Raw genomic sequence first — 16,690 nt, 5'->3', positions numbered from 1 at the left:
TGCATTTAATTTTTTGGGATAATGAAAAATTAATAATGAAAGGAGAATAAAAATGTCAGTAGCAAGAATAACGACTCTTAACTTAAAATCTAAGGAAGGCGCAGATCAAATTGCAGAAACTTACAAAACAAATGCACCAAGTGAATTTCCTGAAGCAGAACAATTATTGGAAGTTCGTATAAATGACAAAACTTTAATGTTTGTTTCATTATATGTAGATAATGATGCAATGGAACGAGCTTCTGCTTCAAGAACGAAACGAATGGATTTAAATAAGGAAGTAATTGATTCAGTTGATGGAAAAGCTGGTGAGGTAATCTTAAATCACAAAAACTAAAGGAAAAAAATGCAAGCAATATACACAAGAACAATGAAGGTAAAAGATAACAGCTTAGGTGAAGCAATGGAAATTGGAAAAAGTTTAGCAAAGGTTAGAAAAAAATATTATCCTAAGCACAATATTTATTTTTCATTTCAAATTGGTGGTGATCCAAGAACAATTAGAGAAACATTAATTGGTCCAATGTTTGAAGGAGATAATGAGGCTGATGCAAAAATGTCAGCAGATAAAAAATATCAAAGTCTTCAGAAGCAATTGAAGAAAGTTGCAGTTGAAGGAACTATCGAAGACGAAATAAGAGTCATCTTTAGTGAATAAGTAAATATTAATAAAAGGAGATAAAAATGTACGTAAAAATAGAACAAAAACTATCTAAAGGATTTAACTTATGGAAAGAAATGATCCTTGCAAATGGAGATAAATTAAAAAAATATGGAATGACAATTGCTTTTGCGGGCACAGATAAAGAAGATGATAATACAATGACAGTAATTGTACATTTTGAGTCAATGGAAGGAATGAAAGGATTTAGTGGAGACGAAGAAATAATTAAAGCAAGAATTGAGGCTGGTGTAATTATAGATCAATCAAAAATGACTATGATGTCTGATGATTCAGTAATGAACCATTCTGGTTAATAATTAAAAGAAAGAAAGATAAATATGTCAATATTAGCAAAATATAATGCTGCTATGGAAGCAAAAGATGAGACTGCAATGAATGAAATTTTACATGATGATTATAAGTTTACCATGCATGCATCAGGTAATGTTTTGGGAAAAGCAGATGTAATCAAGTGGGCAATGAGTGGTGACATTAAAAGAGATAAAATAAGAGTGATTTTTGAAAATGATGAAATTGGTGTTGAGCATGCATTTGTATCATTTAATGATGGAAATACAGAAGCGGTAATGGCTGTATTTAAATATCAAGATGGAAAAATGATTTCACTCGAAACAGGTGCAACAAAAATTCCTAAATAGCTATTTGGGTCATTTTGCACATGCAAAGTGACAATAATGGTTATTTTAAAAACTTATTATTTTCATATTGTTTAGTCAATTAATCAAACAAGGAAAAATATGAAAAAAATAGTAATAACATTATTCTTAGTACTTTTTACAAGTTCAGTATATGCAGGTTCATGTCCTATGATGGCTAAGAACTTAGATGATAAAATTGCTGAAGCACAAATGCTAAGAGATCAAGGTATGGCAGCCCATGATGCTGGTGACCATGCAAAATCAGAAGAGTTATTAAACAAAGCTTTAGAATTATTTAAAAGTTAATAAATAATTATATATATTTAGCGAAATTTCATTTAGAGTAATTAAATGAGTCTCGCTACCTCTTACGCTTTTTTAATATTAGCTGTTGTTTTGGGAGTTACTTCAAATAGTTTTGCAAAAACAGCTGAAGGTTTTACTCTTCTATTTCCAAGTATTATTACCGGAATAACGATTGTTATGTGCATGTATGCTCTTTCAATGGTAATGAAAAATATACCTATGGGAATTACTTACGCTTCATTTGCAGGACTAACAATAATTGCAACTGTAATAGTCGGTGTAATTCGCTTTGATCAAATGCCTAATCTCTATTCAATAATTGGTTTGGCCTTTATTATAATTGGAGTTTTAATGGTAAACCTTCTGGGAAATAATTAAATGAAACCTTTGTTTGGATATTTATTTTTAGCTGTTGGTATTTCATTTGGAATAGCTTCAAATAGTTTTGCAAAAATATCTGATGGTTTTACAAAATTAACACCCTCATTTTTATGTATATTGTTTATGTGTATAACGATGTTTTGTATGGCAAAAGCTATGTCAGCGCTTCCAGTTGGATTTGCTTATTCAACATATAGCGGGTTAACAGTTACTGGTGTTTTGGTTTTTGCAATGCTTAAGTACAATCAAGTTCCAAATATATTTGCAACTATTGGAATTGTTTTAATTATTATTGGGGTTGTAATGGTTAATTACTTAGGGAAATTAAATTAATTAAAATTATCAGGTAATTTATGAGTACCATCATCTGACAAGATGATCTCAAATTCATCTACAACATTAGACAAATCTAATGAAGAATATAAATGAGGAAACATATTTCCATCAGAGGCTTGTTCCCAAATTAAATGATCTAATTTTAATGTTTCAACTTTAAGTAAAACTAAATTCTTTTGTTTTAAATAGTACTTTTCAAGAGTTCCTTTAACTTGTTCTTCTCCTGAAAAATGAATAAAACCATCCTGTATATCTTTAGCAGATCCCAAATAAGTTCCTGACTCTTTTACTTTTTGCCACTCTTCCTTATCAATTATTTTAAAAATATATTTTAAATTCACAACTACCAAGAAGAGTTTGGGCCATTTAAAAATGCTAATTCTTCTTCAGTAGATTCTCTACCAAGAACTTTGTTTCTATGAGGGTATCTATGAAATTGTCTGATAGCTTTAGTGTGATCCTGCCAAAATTTTTTAATTTGGACATAACCTTCGTGTTCTCTTAAATATTTATTAAGCAAATAATAAGCCATGTCGTGATCTGTAATTTCTTCACTATGAATAAGAGGTAAAATCATAAAAAATCTTTGACTTTCATTCATCGCTTCAAGATAGCCAGCATAAACAGCGTCATTTACTATCAATCTTGTTTTATGATCTTGGGCAAACGCCTTCTTATCATCTCTAAACATATTTCTTGAAAATTGATCAAAAAGAATAACTAAAGCTAACGCACTCATCGGTTGATCTTGCCAATCATCATATTCATTTTGAGAGGCAAGCTCATAATCATTTAAAAATCTATCTCTTATAATTTGATCAAAAGTTTCATCTTTTTTAAATCTTTTTTCAGCAGGTGTTTCTTTAAACCAGAAATCTAGTACCTCTTGTGCTTTTTTTGGGATCATTTAGAAACTGGTTTCAATAATTTTAAAAATTTATTGTGAACAATCTTATTAGATGACACTAAAATATTTCCAGCATTGACTGCATCTTTATTAGACCACGTGCTTACAATGCCACCTGCTGCTTTAATAATAGGAATTAATGGATGGATATCCCAAATTTTATTCGAGCATTGCATTACAGCATCAACTCTACCCTCTGCTAAATGAGAATAACTTAAAGCATCACTGCATGGAAATTGCATCAATTTCAAAATCTTTGGAATTTTTTTTTGTTGATTTAAAGAAAGTGCTCCATGAAAAGCTGCTGATAATTTTGCGCTACTAAAAGTAGCTTTTTTATTTACAGATATTTTTTTTCGTTTGCCGTTATCATAAACATAAGCAATTTTGTCAGAATAATTTAAATAATACTTTTTAAGAACTGGAAAATTGGCCAGTCCTAAAATTGGATATCCCTTGTAATTCAATGAAATCAAATTACTCCAAGTTGGATTACCGATTACAAAAGATCTAGTTCCATCGATTGGATCTATTACCCATGTAAAATCACTTTTAGATTTTTTGTGTCCAAACTCCTCGCCTATAACTTGATGATCTGGGAATTTCTTTTTTATTTTCAATCTAATGAATTTTTCAAAAGCCTTATCTGATGTTGTGACAGGATCATAACCTTTGCCTTTAAGTTTATTAGAAACTTTAAAGGTTCCTTTTAACTTTGAATGATAAAAAGTTGTTAGATCTTTTGCTAACTTATTTAGAAAATTTGCATAGATACTGTATTTTTTTGAATTTAGTTGATCCACATCAATCTCTTACTATTTAATTTAAATTGAATAAAGTTAATTTTTAAACAAATTTTCTATTTGTGCTTCTGCATCTTTGATTGATTTTTCATAATCTAATGCCATTTGATCAGCACTTATTACATCAACTTTTTCAATACCAAAGAAATTTAATATAAACTTTAACCATGGGGTAAGGAAATCTTCAGAACTATTAAGTTTAGTCCCACCTGATGTAATCACAAGATAGGCTTGTTTATTTTTAAGTAATCCCTCTCTTCTACCATTAGGTTTGAACCTAAAAGTTTCTCCAATTCTAGCGGCCAAATCAGACCAAGCTTTCAAAGTTGCGGGAGGGCCATAATTATAAATAGGGGCTGAAATTATTATGATATCGCTTTCTTTTAACTCAGTCACCAGTTTATCTGAAAGTTCAAACATTTTTTTATGTTCCTCTGTTTGATCTTTTTCATCAATTTTCATACCTGACTCGGTTAAACCACTTACAAACAACATTTCATCATCAAGATCTCTGTATAAAACCTCGTCTCCAGGTTTTTTAATTTTGTCTAATAATTTTTTTGCTAATGCTCTTGATGTAGAGCCTTTTTTTCTTGCACTAGAATCTATTTGGTAAATCTTCATAAAATACTTTTAACCGAAATTTTGCATAAATGGAAAAATTTTAATTATATAAAAACCTATCGCTTGCAACTGATTAGTTAGAATTAAAATACCTGTAATTAAAAGAATAATACCCCCTATTTTTGATATCAAATTAATATTTTTTTTAAAATTTTTAGAAAATAATAAAAATTTTTGAATTAAATAACCTGATAAAACAAATGGTATTGCTAGACCCAATGAATAAAAGCTTAACATTATAACTGCTCTAGTCAGAGTTTCCTCAATAGAAGCTAGAGCTAAAATAGAGCCTAAAATAGGTCCAATACATGGTGTCCATCCAAAACCAAAAGCTAAACCTATAACATAAGGAAATAATATATTTTGAGAACTTTTAGCTTCAAATCTTTTTTCTAAATTTAAATACCCAATATTAATCAAACCAACTAACTGTAATGAAAAAACTATTATAACTATACCAGCAATAATTCTAAGAATTTCAGAATTTTGTAAAAGGGTTTGCCCCAAAAAAGATGCTGATGCACCTAAAATAATAAATACAGTAGAAAAGCCAAAACAAAATAAAGCTAATGGTAAAAGTTTAATTTTTTTGGAAGCTAAAATATCTTGTAATGATTGTCCTGAAATGAAAGAAACATAACCAGGGATTAAAGGTAAAACACATGGAGATAAAAAACTTATTAGTCCAGCTCCAAAAGCAATTAATAATTCAGTCATTTATCCTGTATTCTTCATTGCAGCAGAAATACCTGCTATCGATGTCATTAAAGCATCATCAAGAAACTTTTTATCTAATTCTTTATATTTTTTATTATTTATCTTATTCATAATATTTGCCTGAAGAATATTTAGCATCTCTGTGTAATTATTTCTTATAAATAATGCCTTTCTAAATTCTTTTCTCTCTTTAAATACCTCTTTTGGAGTAATCTTGTTATGCAATTTAACTAATGCTTTAAATTGAAATCTTAGTTTTTTACCAATTCGTTTTAAAGCTTCATCTGCTAAATTGTTTTCATAGATAATTGAAATTTCAGGATCAACTTTGGATATTACCATGTCTAAAATATCCATTGTAGACACAAAATAAGGCCAATTTTTTTCCATATCAGTTAATGTTTTTGAAAATTTTTTAATTGATCCATATCTAAGAGCCTCTGTAGTGCCCAACCAAGCAGGCAACATCAATCTTATTTGAGTCCAGGCAAAAACCCATGGTATTGCTCTTAAACTTTGAATGTTATCAACATTTTTTCTCTTAGTTGGTCTAGACCCTATAGCAAGTTTTCCAAGAGATTTATGTGGTGTAACAGTTTTGAAATATCTTATAAAATCTTCACTTTGATTTAGATTTTTTCTATATGCAGAGGTTGAAATTTCAGACATTTTTTGAATTAAATCACGCCATTTTTTCTTTGATTTTGGTGGTGGATTTAATGAAGCATCCATAACAGCTCCTATGTAACTGCATAGATTATATTCAGCTAAAGGTTTATATCCATATTTTTGCTGAATAACTTCTCCTTGATCAGTAATTCTAATTTTACCATTAACTGTATTTGCCGGTTGAGATTTTAAAGTTGCTTGAATGGGCCCACCACCTCTTCCTGCCGAACCACCTCTACCATGAAAGAAGACTAAATCTATTTTATATTTCTTTGCAAGATTTCTCAATTCTTCTTGAAGTTTATATTGATGCCAACTTGCAGACAATTTTCCTGCATCCTTACTTGAGTCTGAGTATCCAATCATAACTTCTTGTTTGTTATTAATTAATTTTCGATACCATGACAATTTGAAAAGGCTTTGCATAATATCTTTTGCATTTTTTAAATCTTCTAATGTTTCAAATAATGGTACTACCCTTAATAAATTCTTAGTTTGCGCCTGTTTTTGTAATAAATAAACTGATAAAATATCTGATGCTTTAGATGTCATTGATATTATATATGCACCTAAACATTGATCAGGCTCTTTTGATATTTGCTTAAATGTATTCCAAACTTCTTTATTTTCTTTATCTCGTATAATTAATCTATCTATAAAATATTTTTTTTGTTTAATTAGTTTGTTAAGTAAATTTAACTTTTTATTTTCATTCAAGTTTAAATAATTAATATTGAATTTTTTATTGATTGAAAAGTTTACTAATTTTTCATGTCTTGATGACTCTTGTCTTATATCGACTTTTGCAAGATTTATTCCAAAACATCTTACCCTTCTAATCAAATCTAATAAATCTGAATTTGCTATAAGTTGGCCATGATTTAAATTTAATGAATCTCTTACAATTCTAAGAGGTTGCAAAATTTCATTTTTATCTTGTAACAACCTGTTATTAATGAGTGGTACATTTTTTGTTAAATGATTTTCGATTGATTGGTGAGTTAATCTAATTTTATCTCTAATAGGTCTTAAATAAACTCTATATGGTTCAAAAGTTTTACCAGTTACTTTTTGAATTTGAGTAGAACATTCTTTCATAGATAGATCTTGAATTAATTTAGTAAATTCTTTTTCATATAGTTTTGCAGCTTGCCATCTAGAAAATAGAATAACTTTTTTTGTAACTTCAGAAGTTACGTTAGGGTTTCCATCACGATCACCTCCCATCCATGATCCAAATTGAATAGGATTAAAACCTCGAGGTAAATCTTTTTTAAGATTTTTTCTAAAAATATCATTTAATCTTTTATAAACTTTAGGAATAGTATCCCATAAACTATCCTCGATCACAGCTAGACCCCACTTAGCCTCATCTAATGGAGATGGTTTTGACCTTTTAAGCTCGTCTGTTTTCCAAATTATAGTAATTTCCGTATAAATTTTTCTATCTATTTCAATTATTTTAGAGGGATATTTCTTAAATAAATGTCTTTCCTCCGTTAATTTAATTAAATTTGCATACTTTTGAATTAGAGTTCTTCTTTTTACTTCTGTTGGATGAGCAGTAAGAACAATACCAATATTAAGATTTTTAGCTTGTTCATAAATTTTATTATTTGAAATTTTTTTATTCTTAAAAAGATTTTTAATAATATCCTCTATAAAGAGATTTTGATTTTTATTTTTAAAATATGGATTCTCATATTCATTGAGTTTCCGAGATGCATCTAGTGACTCAGCAAGATTCATCAAGTTTAAGATATGTGAAAAAGATCGAGTTATTTTGAAAGTTTTTTGAGGATTAAGTCTCTTAATTTCTTTTGAAATTTTTGAAAAAACCTTTTTTTTATTCTTATCTAGTAAAGTATTTTTGGAGAGTAGTCTTAATTTTTCTACTATATTAAAAAAATCTTCACCTTCCTGATCCTTTATAACTCTACCAAGAAATGTTCCTAATAATCTTATATCCTCCCTTAAGAGTTTAGTTGGTATCCTCTCATAATAAAGATCTCTTTTTTTCATTACTTAATATAAATTTTTTTTGTAATTTTCCTCTCATATTAGTTTTTACACTAAATAAAAATCCTGAATATGTATATTTTTGCAAATCTGCATTACTCATACCTTTTGTGGCAGATGTAATAAAAAGCTCATTGTTTTTTTGTCCACCAAATGTGCAATTAGTTATATTTTTTGCAGGTAATTGAATTCTATGAATTAATTTTGCCCTATCATTGAATACAGAAACACAAGCCCCATGAAAATGGGCAACCCATAGGTTTTTATTTTTATCTAGCGTCATACCATCTGGTGACCCTTCTTTTGATGAGAATTTTTTAAAAATTTTTTTATTTATAATCTTATTCTTTTTATTTATTCTAATTTTATAAATTATTTTTTTAGAACTATCTGTGTGATAAAAATTTAATTCATCAATAAAAGCTGGTCCATTAGTAATTCTGTAATTTCTATCTACTCTAGTCAATAATAAATTTTTATCTAATTTATATAATGAGCCTTTTTCAATTTTTCTCTCAAGATTATCCATAGTGCCAAACCACAAATTTCCTTTAGGGTCCGTTTTACCATCATTGACTCTATTTAATTTAATATCCTTTTCTATTAAAATGCTTTTAATAATTTTCTTTGTTTTGATATTTTGAATTCTTAATTCACCTTGAAGTCCCAAAATAAAAATATCTCCTTTAATATGAGCTAAAAAACCAATTTCTTTGTTAACTCTATATTTTTTCTTTTTATTATTTTTTGTGTTTAAAGAAAAAAAACTTTTCTTTTTAATATCTACAAAATAGATTGAATTATGCTCCTTAACCCAAAGCGTTCCTTCTCCTAGTTTGCATCTTAATTTCCAAAGTACTTTTGCTTCAGTTGTTTTAAGTTTATTCATAAATTTCAAATTCTTTGAGAAACTCAGGGTCAGGTGTAATTCCTATTCCAGGATTATCTGATACAGACACAAATCCATTGTTTTTTTTTACTTGATCTGAGATTGAAAAACTTTCTATAGGTAGATCAGTAATAAAAACATTTTTTTCAGTTGTATCAAACTCCAACATTGATTTTGATGGAAACAATCCTCCTGGCATATCAGGTTGTGCTGTTAATAGATGCAAGTTAACGGCGATACTTACTGCAGATCCCCATACGTGGTTTATAACTGGAATAAAGTTTGCCTGTGCTAGTGCTGATACCTTTAGATACTCAGTAATTCCACCTAATCCACAAACCTCTGGCTGAGCTATATCAATACATTTATTTTTAATTAACTCATTCCATCCATATTTTGTAAATTCAGCTTCACCGCCTGCAATATTTGTATTGATTTTTTGTTTTAATTCTCTGTATCCATCATAATCTTCTGGTGCAACAGGCTCTTCAAACCAAAAAATATCAAGTTCATCCAAACCTCTCCCCACATACAAAGCATCATTTAAATTATAAGCATGATTTGCATCCACCATTAACTTAAAGTCTTTTCCAACAACTTCTCTTACAGATCTAACTAACTTAAGATCTTCTGTTGGGCCTAATCCAACTTTCATTTTCATTGCCTTAAAGTTTTTAGATTTAATTTGTTTAGCTTCTTCCTTAAATAAATCTACTAACTCTGAAGTGGATTTTTTCTGTAACATCATGCCATAACCATAAACTGGTATTTGATCATTACATTTTCCACCAACTAATTGATAGAGTGGTGTGTTGGTTTTTTTTCCTAAAATATCCCACAAAGCTATATCAACTCCAGATAATGCTTGAATTGGCATTCCTTTTTGACCGCTATCTCTTAAAAGGTTGTATACTTTGTGCCAAATATACTCTTTGTTGATTGGGTCTTCGCCAACAACTAATGGTTGGATAACTTTTTCAACAATAAACTTGTTAGCTAAAGCAATATTACCAGGTCCAAAACATTCTCCCCAGCCTGTAAGCCCTTCATCAGTTTGAACTTCTACAAGATGTGCAGTTCGGTGTTTATAATACTGTTGTGAATATCCTAATTCTTCTTCTAACTCATATCTAAGTACATGACTTTTAATAGAAGTTATTTTCACAATCGATTATAAAGCAACCACTTTCGAGTTTTGCTCACCTAAGTTATCTATTGATAATTTCATTGTATCACCAGCTTTTAAAAACTGTTGTGGCTTCATCCCCATACCAACGCCAGGAGGTGTTCCAGTAGTAATTATATCGCCTGGTTGTAAAGACATAAACTTGCTTACATAAGAAACTATTATATTCACATTAAATATCATTGTGCTTGTGTTACCAGTTTGCATTCTGTTCCCATTAACATCTAAACTCATTTTAAGATTATTAATATCTGACACCTCATCCTTTGTAACAAGGTATGGTCCTATAGGCCCATAAGTATCATGAGATTTTCCTTTAACCCACTGACCCATTTTTTCAATTTGCCATTCTCTTTCACTAACATCGTTAACTAAACAATATCCCAAAATATGATCTTGAGCTTTGTCTTCTGAAATATGTTTGGCTTCTTTACCAATTATAATTCCAAGTTCAACTTCCCAATCTAGTTTTTTTGATCCTGAAACAATTTCAACATCATCATTAGGGCCAGTTATACAGCTAGTTGCTTTCATAAACATTATTGGTTCTGATGGAACTTCTGCGCCAGTTTCAGCAGCATGGTCAGAATAATTTAAGCCTATAGCTACGAATTTACCTGGTTTTGTTATGCAAGAACCCACTCTTTCACTTGAAGATAGTTCTGGCAGTGAATTTAAATCTACACTTTGCAGTTTTGAAATAGTGTCAAAGTTAACATGATCAGGGTTTAAATCTTTAACATGTGAACTAATATCTCTGATTTTACCCTCTTTATCTAATGCTGCAGGTTTTTCATTTCCTTTTTGTCCTACTCTTAATAATTTCATAATTCTCCTTTTTAAATTAATTAAATTGAAATTCCACCATCAACAGAGATTGTTGTTCCTGTTGTAAATGTTGCATCATCACCTGCTAAATACACTGCTACTGCAGCAATTTCCTCTGCAGTTCCTAATCTACCCATAGGTTGTCTGGCTATGAAATCTTTCTTAGCCTGAACTGGATCTGGACTTTGATTAACTCTGTCTTGCCATGAAGGTGAAAATACTGTTCCTGGTGCAATGGAATTACATCTAATATTTTGTTTTACAAAATCAGCTGCTATTGATTTAGTTAAACCAATTACTGCTCCTTTTGTAGTTCCGTATACAAATCTATTAGGAAATCCTTTTAAACTTGAAGCGCATGATGAAACATTGATTATGCTTCCACTATTTTGTTTAACCATTAAAGGTAAAATAGCTTTACACATTTGGTACATGGATTTTACATTTACCTCAAAAGAAAAGCTCCAATCCTTATCTTCACATTCTAAAATACTTCCATGATGAACAAAACCTACGGCATTAAATAAAACATCAACTTTTTCAAAAGTTTTAACAAATTCTAAAATTGCTTTGTTGTCTGTTGAGTCTAGAGTGTGGACATTAATTTTAGGAAATTCTTTGTTTAAATCAGCTAAGGTTTTGTCATTTAAATCTGTTGCTGTAACACTTGCACCCTCATTATGAAAAGCAATTGCAGTCGCTTTACCAATTCCTTGGCCTGCTGCTGTTACTATGATTTTTTTACCTTCTAGTCTTCCACTCATTTTTTATTTATCCTTTCAATTTCTTTATAAATAGAACTATGGTCTGTCTCACCGTGTCCGTTTTCAACAAGAGTTTTATACATTTCTTTAACTAAATTTGAAATAGGTAAATGTGTGTTATAGCTATTTGCGCACTCTAAAATATTATTCATATCTTTTAAATGAACAGAGGTTCTACCTTTTGGAGTAAAATCTTTATCAATCATTCTTTTCCCATGTGTTTGAAGAATTTTGCTATCCGCCCATCCCCCTGACAAAGCTTTAATCATTTTATCTGGATTTGCTCCTGCTTTTTCACATAATGTTATGGCTTCAGCAACTGCTCCAATAGTTAATCCAACAATAACTTGATTTGCTAGCTTAGAAACTTGTCCGCTACCTGATGGTCCAACTAAAGTTGGGTTTCCCATTGTTTTAAATATATCAATCACTTCATCAAAAACTTTTTGTTCACCACCCACCATTATTGCTAATGAAGCTTCTTCTGCTCCAATAGTTCCTCCTGATACAGGTGCATCTAAATAATTTATATTTTTTAATTTTAAATTATTATAATACTTTGTTGCAGTAGTTGGTTTAACTGAGCTCATATCAATCACTGTGGCGCCTGACTTTAAATTATCTAAAAAATTAGAGCTATTCATAACATCATCAATTGCTGTATCATCTGTTAGCATTGTAATTAAGACATCACTTTCATTTACAACATCATTAATTGTTGGTGAAATTTCTGCACCAAATTCTTTTAATGGCTCAGCTTTACTTTGTGATCTATTAAATGCTTTTAAATTATAGCCTGCTTTTAATATATTTTTTGCCATTGGCAGACCCATCAAGCCTATACCAATAAAACCTATTTTTTTATTCATTTATTTTTTTGGAATAAATTCGTGGAAATTTTGCGTAGTAAATTCTGGAAAGAACATTACACAAGCTAAAACAATTAATTGAATTAAAATGAATGGACCAAATCCTCTAAAAATATCTGTTAAAGATATATGTGGTGGAGTTACAGATTTTAAATAAAAAGCTGCTGGACCAAATGGTGGACTTAAAAAAGAAACCTGCATATTCACACAAAATAGAATTCCAAACCAAATAGGGTCAAAGCCAAGAGCTAAAACTATTGGTAAAAATACTGGCATTGCTAATAAAACAATTCCAACCCAATCCATAAACGCACCTAATATTAAGAACATTATTTGCATCATAAAGATTAAATACATTGGCTTTAGATCATAACCTAAAATCAACTCAGCAACATATGTTGGACCACCTGCTAAAGAATAAGCGCCAGCTAGAGTTGTTGCACCAAATGTAATTGTTAAAATTGTTCCAGATGCTTTAAAAGTTCTAACTAAGGCATCTCTAAATAAAAACCATGTTAATTCTTTTCTAAAGAAAATTATGATCAATGTAGCAACAACACCCATACCTGCTGCTTCAGTAATTCCAGTGATACCAGAATAAATCGAACCCAAAACAATTACCACTATAGCAATTGGAGGCAATAGTCCTGGAAGGTATGACATCTTTTCTTTAAAAGTTAAAGCTGGCTCATCACTTATCGGTGCAAGTTGAGGCTGAAGTCTTGTTCTAACAAGAATGTAAGTAATAATTAAACCAGAAATCATTAATCCAGGAACTATTGCTTCTTGAAATAGCATTGTAATAGAAGTTTGAGTTGTTAATCCATAAATAATCAAAACAATTGATGGTGGAATCATTGTTCCTAAAGATCCAGATGCACAAATAATACCAATGGACATATCTTGATCATATTTTAATCTCAACATTTGAGGTAAGGCTATCAATCCAAGTAAAACTATTTCTCCTCCAATAATTCCACTCATTGCAGCCATGATCGTTGCCATTATTGCTGTTACAACACCAACTCCACCTCTAGTTTTTCTAAGCCAAGCATTTAAAGCATCATATAAGTCTCGCGCTATGTTCGAGCGTTCAAGTAATGAAGCCATAAATATAAACAAAGGAACAGATAAAAATGAATAAGTTACTACGAGTGAATAATATCTTGATAGTAAAATTCCAAGCGCGTGCTCACCAATATTTGCAAACACTACTACAGCAGCCATAAAACCAGAGGCAAAGCCAAGTGGAACACCTATAGAGATTAGTGCAAGTAAACCAAATATAACTATTAATGAAAGTGCTCCTATTTCCATATTATTTCAAATCTTTAGATGGGTCGTATTGTTTTTCTTTTGGATTTTTCCAATCTACTATTAAGTTATTTACTGATTGAACTGCAATAAGAAACACACAAATAAGTGTAAGTGGCTTCATAGTAGCAGGTATTGGAGGATCCCAAAAAGTTGCAAATCTTTCCCATGTTGTAAATGATCTATGTGCGTCTTCCCAACCACCATATATTACAGCTGCAGCAAATATAACTATTACTAATGTGCTTATTAAATCAAAAATTCTTTGAGTTGGTCTTTCTACATAATCATATAACATCACAATTCTTATATGGCTTCTAAGTCTTGTTGCGTATATTCCGCCAACTAAATAAATAACTCCTGCTAACCATAAACATAATTCATTTACCCACATGGTTGGTTTTTCCATAATATATCTCATAAAAATTTCGTACATCATCACAACTACGATAACTGGGATTAAATATTTAATTGTATGACTTATAAATAAAGTAATTCTGTCTACCCAATTGATTGGGAAATCATCTTTGCTTGCAACTTTTTCAGTTTGTTCTTGTAAAGACTTATCAAGCATAATTTTTTAAAATTTTGAAAAAGAAGGGCCTTTTCAGGCCCTTCAAGATTTTTCTGTATACTATAATTATAGGATACCGTTAGCTTTCATGTAAGCTTTGTGCATTTCTATAAGTTGAGCAGCCTCAGGAGATTTTGTCTTCCAAGTTTCCCACGCTTTTAGTGCAGAAGCTCTGAACTTAGCTCTCTCTGATGGAGCCCAGTCATGAAGAGTAACGCCCATACCTGCTAATTGTTTAACAGCTTCAGCATTTTTTCTTTCAACTAAGCTAGTGATAGTTCTACCAGCAATTTCTATTCCGGCTTTCATAGCACCTCTTTCATGCGCTTTTAACTTTTTCCAAACTTTAGAATTACAAGCTAAGTGGTCAGCTGGCATAGAGTGGAAACCAGGATATGTAGCATATTTATTTTGCTCATAGTGTCCACCTGCAGTGTTAGTTGCTAAACTAGAATAGTCAGCACCATCAATTAGACCAGTTTGTAAAGCAGTTGGAACTTCACCAAAATCCATTACGATTGGTTTAGCGCCTAACTCAGCAAAGATCATACTTTCCATTCCTGGAGGTGATCTAAATTTAAAGTCTTTAATAGATGCAACATCTGGAATTGGAACACTTGAAATAAGTGACTCATGTCCAGGTATCCACCAACCAATAAGTGTCATTCCATATTTATTGTATAATGCATCAACAGCATCTTGAGCACCAGGGTACTTTAAGAAATCATATTGTTGATAAGGGTTATCGTATCCACCCATTACATCACCTGCAAATTGGAACGCAGCATTTTTACCAGTTTGGTAACCAGCACCTGTCATATCACAGTCAATAATTCCAGTTTGTGCAGAGTTAAATACTTCAGCAGATTTTCCTGAAACTGATGATGAGTAAAACATTTCTACTTTTAAGCTTCCACCAGAAAACATTTCTACGTTTTTAGCGAATTGAGCTGCAACTTCACCATTTGGTGAATTAGCAGTAAAGTGAGTTTCAATCTTTAAAGTTTTTGCATTTGCAGAACCAAATAAAGCAACTGAAACAACAGCTACCGCAGCTATAGTTTTTGTTATTAATTTTAACATTATCTTCCTCTCGGTTATGTTTTTAATTATGTGACTAAATCATATTTGATTTTAAATTACAAATAAAACGGGGATAATATGTGTATAGAAATTATATATATTAATTAAATAACAACTTTTAGTTGTATTAGACTACTTCAGATATAAGTGGCTTGTTTTCAAAAAAACAAAAAATATTATCTACTGCCATCATGCTCATTGCTAAACGAGTTTCATGAGTTGCACTTCCAACATGTGGTAAGACAAAACAATTATCTAACTTCATGTATCTTTCATCTAAGTTAGGCTCATTGTTAAAAACATCTAAGCCAGCAGCATAAATTTTATTATTTTGAAGAGCTTCTATCAATGCATCATCATCAATGGTTGAGCCTCTTGAAGTATTAATCACTACAGCATGTTTGGGCAACAAACTAATCGATGATTTATTCAAAATATGTTTTGTTTCAGCAGTTGCTGGTGTGTGAATACTTACAAAATCACATTCGGGCATCATAGACTCTATATCTGAAAAATATTTTGCTCCATCCTCTAAATCAGAAGAAAGTTTATTTCTATTATAGTAAATAATTTTCATACCAAATGCCTTGGCACATTTTGCAGCCATTCTGCCAATTCGACCCATACCAATTATACCAAGTGTTTTTCCAGTAACTGAATTTCCTATCATAAATTTAGTTAAATCAGGTTTTTGATCTTTCCATGTTCCAGATCTTACTAAATTATAAGCTTCACCAATTCTTCTAGAAGCAGCAAGGATTAATAAAATAGTTGTTTCAGCAACAGCTTCATTTAATACATTTGGTGTATTGGTTACTTTAATCTTTTTACTTTCAGCTGATTTAACAGAAATATTATCATAACCCACTCCTACTTGAGCTATAATTTTTAACTTTCCATTTAAATCTTTAAAAAATTCTTCTCCAATTTTATCAAAACCTGTTGATATAAATCCATCGTATTCATTGGCCATTTTAATAAGCTTGTCATTTGGAATTGGCTCATCATTAGGGTTTAGGGTTACATCAAAATCTTTTCTTAATTTTTCTTCAGCTGCATCTGATAATTTTCTTGTAACTAAGATTTTTGCTTTCATAA

General features: G+C 30.5%; 22 protein-coding genes. 7 read left to right on the top strand and 15 right to left on the bottom strand.

Annotation, left to right across the window (positions count from 1 at the left end):
* Window positions 1-52: 52 nt before the first annotated feature.
* The 7 genes from ACIJYE_RS02155 (at window position 53) to ACIJYE_RS02125 (ending at window position 2,343) form a co-directional block, all read left to right on the top strand.
* Entirely contained in the window at window positions 53-337 is a 285-nt protein-coding gene (locus tag ACIJYE_RS02155) for a hypothetical protein (protein WP_435090890.1), read from the top strand.
* Window positions 338-346: 9 nt separating this feature from the next.
* Complete coding sequence (locus tag ACIJYE_RS02150) at window positions 347-658, top strand: hypothetical protein (RefSeq protein WP_435090889.1); 312 nt, start codon at window positions 347-349, stop codon at window positions 656-658.
* Window positions 659-684: 26 nt separating this feature from the next.
* A complete protein-coding gene (locus tag ACIJYE_RS02145; protein WP_435090887.1) occupies window positions 685-978 on the top strand; it encodes a hypothetical protein in 294 nt (97 codons plus the stop codon).
* A gap of 24 nt (window positions 979-1,002) precedes the next feature.
* A complete protein-coding gene (locus ACIJYE_RS02140; RefSeq protein WP_435090886.1) occupies window positions 1,003-1,323 on the top strand; it encodes a nuclear transport factor 2 family protein in 321 nt (106 codons plus the stop codon).
* A gap of 99 nt (window positions 1,324-1,422) precedes the next feature.
* A complete protein-coding gene (locus ACIJYE_RS02135) occupies window positions 1,423-1,629 on the top strand; it encodes a tetratricopeptide repeat protein (protein WP_435090884.1) in 207 nt (68 codons plus the stop codon).
* Between the two features lie 45 nt (window positions 1,630-1,674).
* Window positions 1,675-2,007, top strand: coding sequence for a DMT family transporter (locus ACIJYE_RS02130; RefSeq protein ID WP_435090883.1), 333 nt, complete (start codon window positions 1,675-1,677; stop codon window positions 2,005-2,007).
* Window positions 2,008-2,343: a DMT family transporter gene (locus tag ACIJYE_RS02125; protein ID WP_435090882.1), complete on the top strand. Its 336-nt coding sequence runs from the start codon at window positions 2,008-2,010 to the stop codon at window positions 2,341-2,343.
* On the opposite strand, the gene ACIJYE_RS02120 is transcribed toward ACIJYE_RS02125, so the two are convergent.
* The 15 genes from ACIJYE_RS02120 to ACIJYE_RS02050 form a co-directional block, all read right to left on the bottom strand.
* Entirely contained in the window at window positions 2,340-2,687 is a 348-nt protein-coding gene (locus tag ACIJYE_RS02120; RefSeq protein WP_435090880.1) for a DUF952 domain-containing protein, read from the bottom strand. The genes ACIJYE_RS02125 and ACIJYE_RS02120 overlap by 4 nt on opposite strands.
* A 2-nt stretch (window positions 2,688-2,689) precedes the next feature.
* Window positions 2,690-3,253, bottom strand: a complete 564-nt coding sequence (locus ACIJYE_RS02115; RefSeq protein WP_435090879.1) for a DUF924 family protein — start codon at window positions 3,251-3,253, stop codon at window positions 2,690-2,692.
* Window positions 3,250-4,056: an inositol monophosphatase family protein gene (locus tag ACIJYE_RS02110; protein ID WP_435090877.1), complete on the bottom strand. Its 807-nt coding sequence runs from the start codon at window positions 4,054-4,056 to the stop codon at window positions 3,250-3,252. The genes ACIJYE_RS02115 and ACIJYE_RS02110 overlap by 4 nt, the downstream gene beginning before the upstream one ends.
* Window positions 4,057-4,092: 36 nt before the next feature.
* The gene (locus ACIJYE_RS02105; protein ID WP_435090875.1) at window positions 4,093-4,680 is read right to left on the bottom strand and encodes an FMN-dependent NADH-azoreductase; all 588 of its coding nucleotides are present in this window, start codon (window positions 4,678-4,680) and stop codon (window positions 4,093-4,095) included.
* A 9-nt stretch (window positions 4,681-4,689) separates the two neighbouring features.
* Window positions 4,690-5,397, bottom strand: coding sequence for a cytochrome c biogenesis CcdA family protein (locus ACIJYE_RS02100; protein ID WP_435090874.1), 708 nt, complete (start codon window positions 5,395-5,397; stop codon window positions 4,690-4,692).
* Window positions 5,398-8,088 carry a phosphoenolpyruvate carboxylase gene (ppc, locus tag ACIJYE_RS02095; protein WP_435090872.1) on the bottom strand — a complete coding sequence of 897 codons (2,691 nt, stop codon included), beginning with the start codon at window positions 8,086-8,088 and terminating at the stop codon, window positions 5,398-5,400. It abuts the gene before it with no gap.
* Entirely contained in the window at window positions 8,063-8,974 is a 912-nt protein-coding gene (locus ACIJYE_RS02090; RefSeq protein WP_435090871.1) for an SMP-30/gluconolactonase/LRE family protein, read from the bottom strand. Before ACIJYE_RS02090 ends, ppc begins: the two co-directional genes overlap by 26 nt.
* The gene (locus tag ACIJYE_RS02085; RefSeq protein WP_435090870.1) at window positions 8,967-10,139 is read right to left on the bottom strand and encodes a mandelate racemase/muconate lactonizing enzyme family protein; all 1,173 of its coding nucleotides are present in this window, start codon (window positions 10,137-10,139) and stop codon (window positions 8,967-8,969) included. Before ACIJYE_RS02085 ends, ACIJYE_RS02090 begins: the two co-directional genes overlap by 8 nt.
* A gap of 6 nt (window positions 10,140-10,145) precedes the next feature.
* On the bottom strand, window positions 10,146-10,988 hold the full coding sequence (locus tag ACIJYE_RS02080) for a fumarylacetoacetate hydrolase family protein (RefSeq protein ID WP_435090868.1): 843 nt from the start codon (window positions 10,986-10,988) through the stop codon (window positions 10,146-10,148).
* 20 nt (window positions 10,989-11,008) lie between these two features.
* Entirely contained in the window at window positions 11,009-11,752 is a 744-nt protein-coding gene (locus tag ACIJYE_RS02075) for an SDR family oxidoreductase (protein ID WP_435090867.1), read from the bottom strand.
* Window positions 11,749-12,621: an NAD(P)-dependent oxidoreductase gene (locus tag ACIJYE_RS02070; RefSeq protein WP_435090866.1), complete on the bottom strand. Its 873-nt coding sequence runs from the start codon at window positions 12,619-12,621 to the stop codon at window positions 11,749-11,751. Before ACIJYE_RS02070 ends, ACIJYE_RS02075 begins: the two co-directional genes overlap by 4 nt.
* Window positions 12,622-13,938, bottom strand: a complete 1,317-nt coding sequence (locus tag ACIJYE_RS02065) for a TRAP transporter large permease (protein ID WP_435090865.1) — start codon at window positions 13,936-13,938, stop codon at window positions 12,622-12,624.
* A gap of 1 nt (window position 13,939) precedes the next feature.
* Window positions 13,940-14,509: a TRAP transporter small permease subunit gene (locus tag ACIJYE_RS02060; RefSeq protein ID WP_435090863.1), complete on the bottom strand. Its 570-nt coding sequence runs from the start codon at window positions 14,507-14,509 to the stop codon at window positions 13,940-13,942.
* Between the two features lie 66 nt (window positions 14,510-14,575).
* Window positions 14,576-15,592: a TRAP transporter substrate-binding protein DctP gene (dctP, locus tag ACIJYE_RS02055; protein WP_435090862.1), complete on the bottom strand. Its 1,017-nt coding sequence runs from the start codon at window positions 15,590-15,592 to the stop codon at window positions 14,576-14,578.
* Between the two features lie 127 nt (window positions 15,593-15,719).
* Entirely contained in the window at window positions 15,720-16,688 is a 969-nt protein-coding gene (locus ACIJYE_RS02050; RefSeq protein ID WP_435090861.1) for a 2-hydroxyacid dehydrogenase, read from the bottom strand.
* Window positions 16,689-16,690 lie beyond the last annotated feature (2 nt).

This window comes from Candidatus Pelagibacter bacterium nBUS_30, from assembly GCF_051201245.1.
Classification (GTDB): Bacteria; Pseudomonadota; Alphaproteobacteria; order Pelagibacterales; family Pelagibacteraceae; genus Pelagibacter.
Note: the sequence above shows the minus strand (reverse complement) of the source record. Positions and strands in the feature narration are given on the sequence as shown.

What these genes read in the sequence shown, in the direction of transcription:
- ACIJYE_RS02100 (WP_435090874.1), bottom strand. Translation starts at nt 5,397, where the DNA reads ATGACTGAATTATTAATTGCTTTTGGAGCTGGACTAATAAGTTTTTTA.
- ACIJYE_RS02060 (WP_435090863.1), bottom strand. Translation starts at nt 14,509, where the DNA reads ATGCTTGATAAGTCTTTACAAGAACAAACTGAAAAAGTTGCAAGCAAA.
- ACIJYE_RS02065 (WP_435090865.1), bottom strand. Translation starts at nt 13,938, where the DNA reads ATGGAAATAGGAGCACTTTCATTAATAGTTATATTTGGTTTACTTGCA.
- ACIJYE_RS02105 (WP_435090875.1), bottom strand. Translation starts at nt 4,680, where the DNA reads ATGAAGATTTACCAAATAGATTCTAGTGCAAGAAAAAAAGGCTCTACA.
- ACIJYE_RS02135 (WP_435090884.1), top strand. Translation starts at nt 1,423, where the DNA reads ATGAAAAAAATAGTAATAACATTATTCTTAGTACTTTTTACAAGTTCA.
- ACIJYE_RS02080 (WP_435090868.1), bottom strand. Translation starts at nt 10,988, where the DNA reads ATGAAATTATTAAGAGTAGGACAAAAAGGAAATGAAAAACCTGCAGCA.
- ACIJYE_RS02090 (WP_435090871.1), bottom strand. Translation starts at nt 8,974, where the DNA reads ATGAATAAACTTAAAACAACTGAAGCAAAAGTACTTTGGAAATTAAGA.
- ACIJYE_RS02145 (WP_435090887.1), top strand. Translation starts at nt 685, where the DNA reads ATGTACGTAAAAATAGAACAAAAACTATCTAAAGGATTTAACTTATGG.
- ACIJYE_RS02150 (WP_435090889.1), top strand. Translation starts at nt 347, where the DNA reads ATGCAAGCAATATACACAAGAACAATGAAGGTAAAAGATAACAGCTTA.
- ACIJYE_RS02125 (WP_435090882.1), top strand. Translation starts at nt 2,008, where the DNA reads ATGAAACCTTTGTTTGGATATTTATTTTTAGCTGTTGGTATTTCATTT.
- ACIJYE_RS02070 (WP_435090866.1), bottom strand. Translation starts at nt 12,621, where the DNA reads ATGAATAAAAAAATAGGTTTTATTGGTATAGGCTTGATGGGTCTGCCA.
- ppc (WP_435090872.1), bottom strand. Translation starts at nt 8,088, where the DNA reads ATGAAAAAAAGAGATCTTTATTATGAGAGGATACCAACTAAACTCTTA.
- dctP (WP_435090862.1), bottom strand. Translation starts at nt 15,592, where the DNA reads ATGTTAAAATTAATAACAAAAACTATAGCTGCGGTAGCTGTTGTTTCA.
- ACIJYE_RS02115 (WP_435090879.1), bottom strand. Translation starts at nt 3,253, where the DNA reads ATGATCCCAAAAAAAGCACAAGAGGTACTAGATTTCTGGTTTAAAGAA.
- ACIJYE_RS02130 (WP_435090883.1), top strand. Translation starts at nt 1,675, where the DNA reads ATGAGTCTCGCTACCTCTTACGCTTTTTTAATATTAGCTGTTGTTTTG.
- ACIJYE_RS02075 (WP_435090867.1), bottom strand. Translation starts at nt 11,752, where the DNA reads ATGAGTGGAAGACTAGAAGGTAAAAAAATCATAGTAACAGCAGCAGGC.
- ACIJYE_RS02050 (WP_435090861.1), bottom strand. Translation starts at nt 16,688, where the DNA reads ATGAAAGCAAAAATCTTAGTTACAAGAAAATTATCAGATGCAGCTGAA.
- ACIJYE_RS02155 (WP_435090890.1), top strand. Translation starts at nt 53, where the DNA reads ATGTCAGTAGCAAGAATAACGACTCTTAACTTAAAATCTAAGGAAGGC.
- ACIJYE_RS02140 (WP_435090886.1), top strand. Translation starts at nt 1,003, where the DNA reads ATGTCAATATTAGCAAAATATAATGCTGCTATGGAAGCAAAAGATGAG.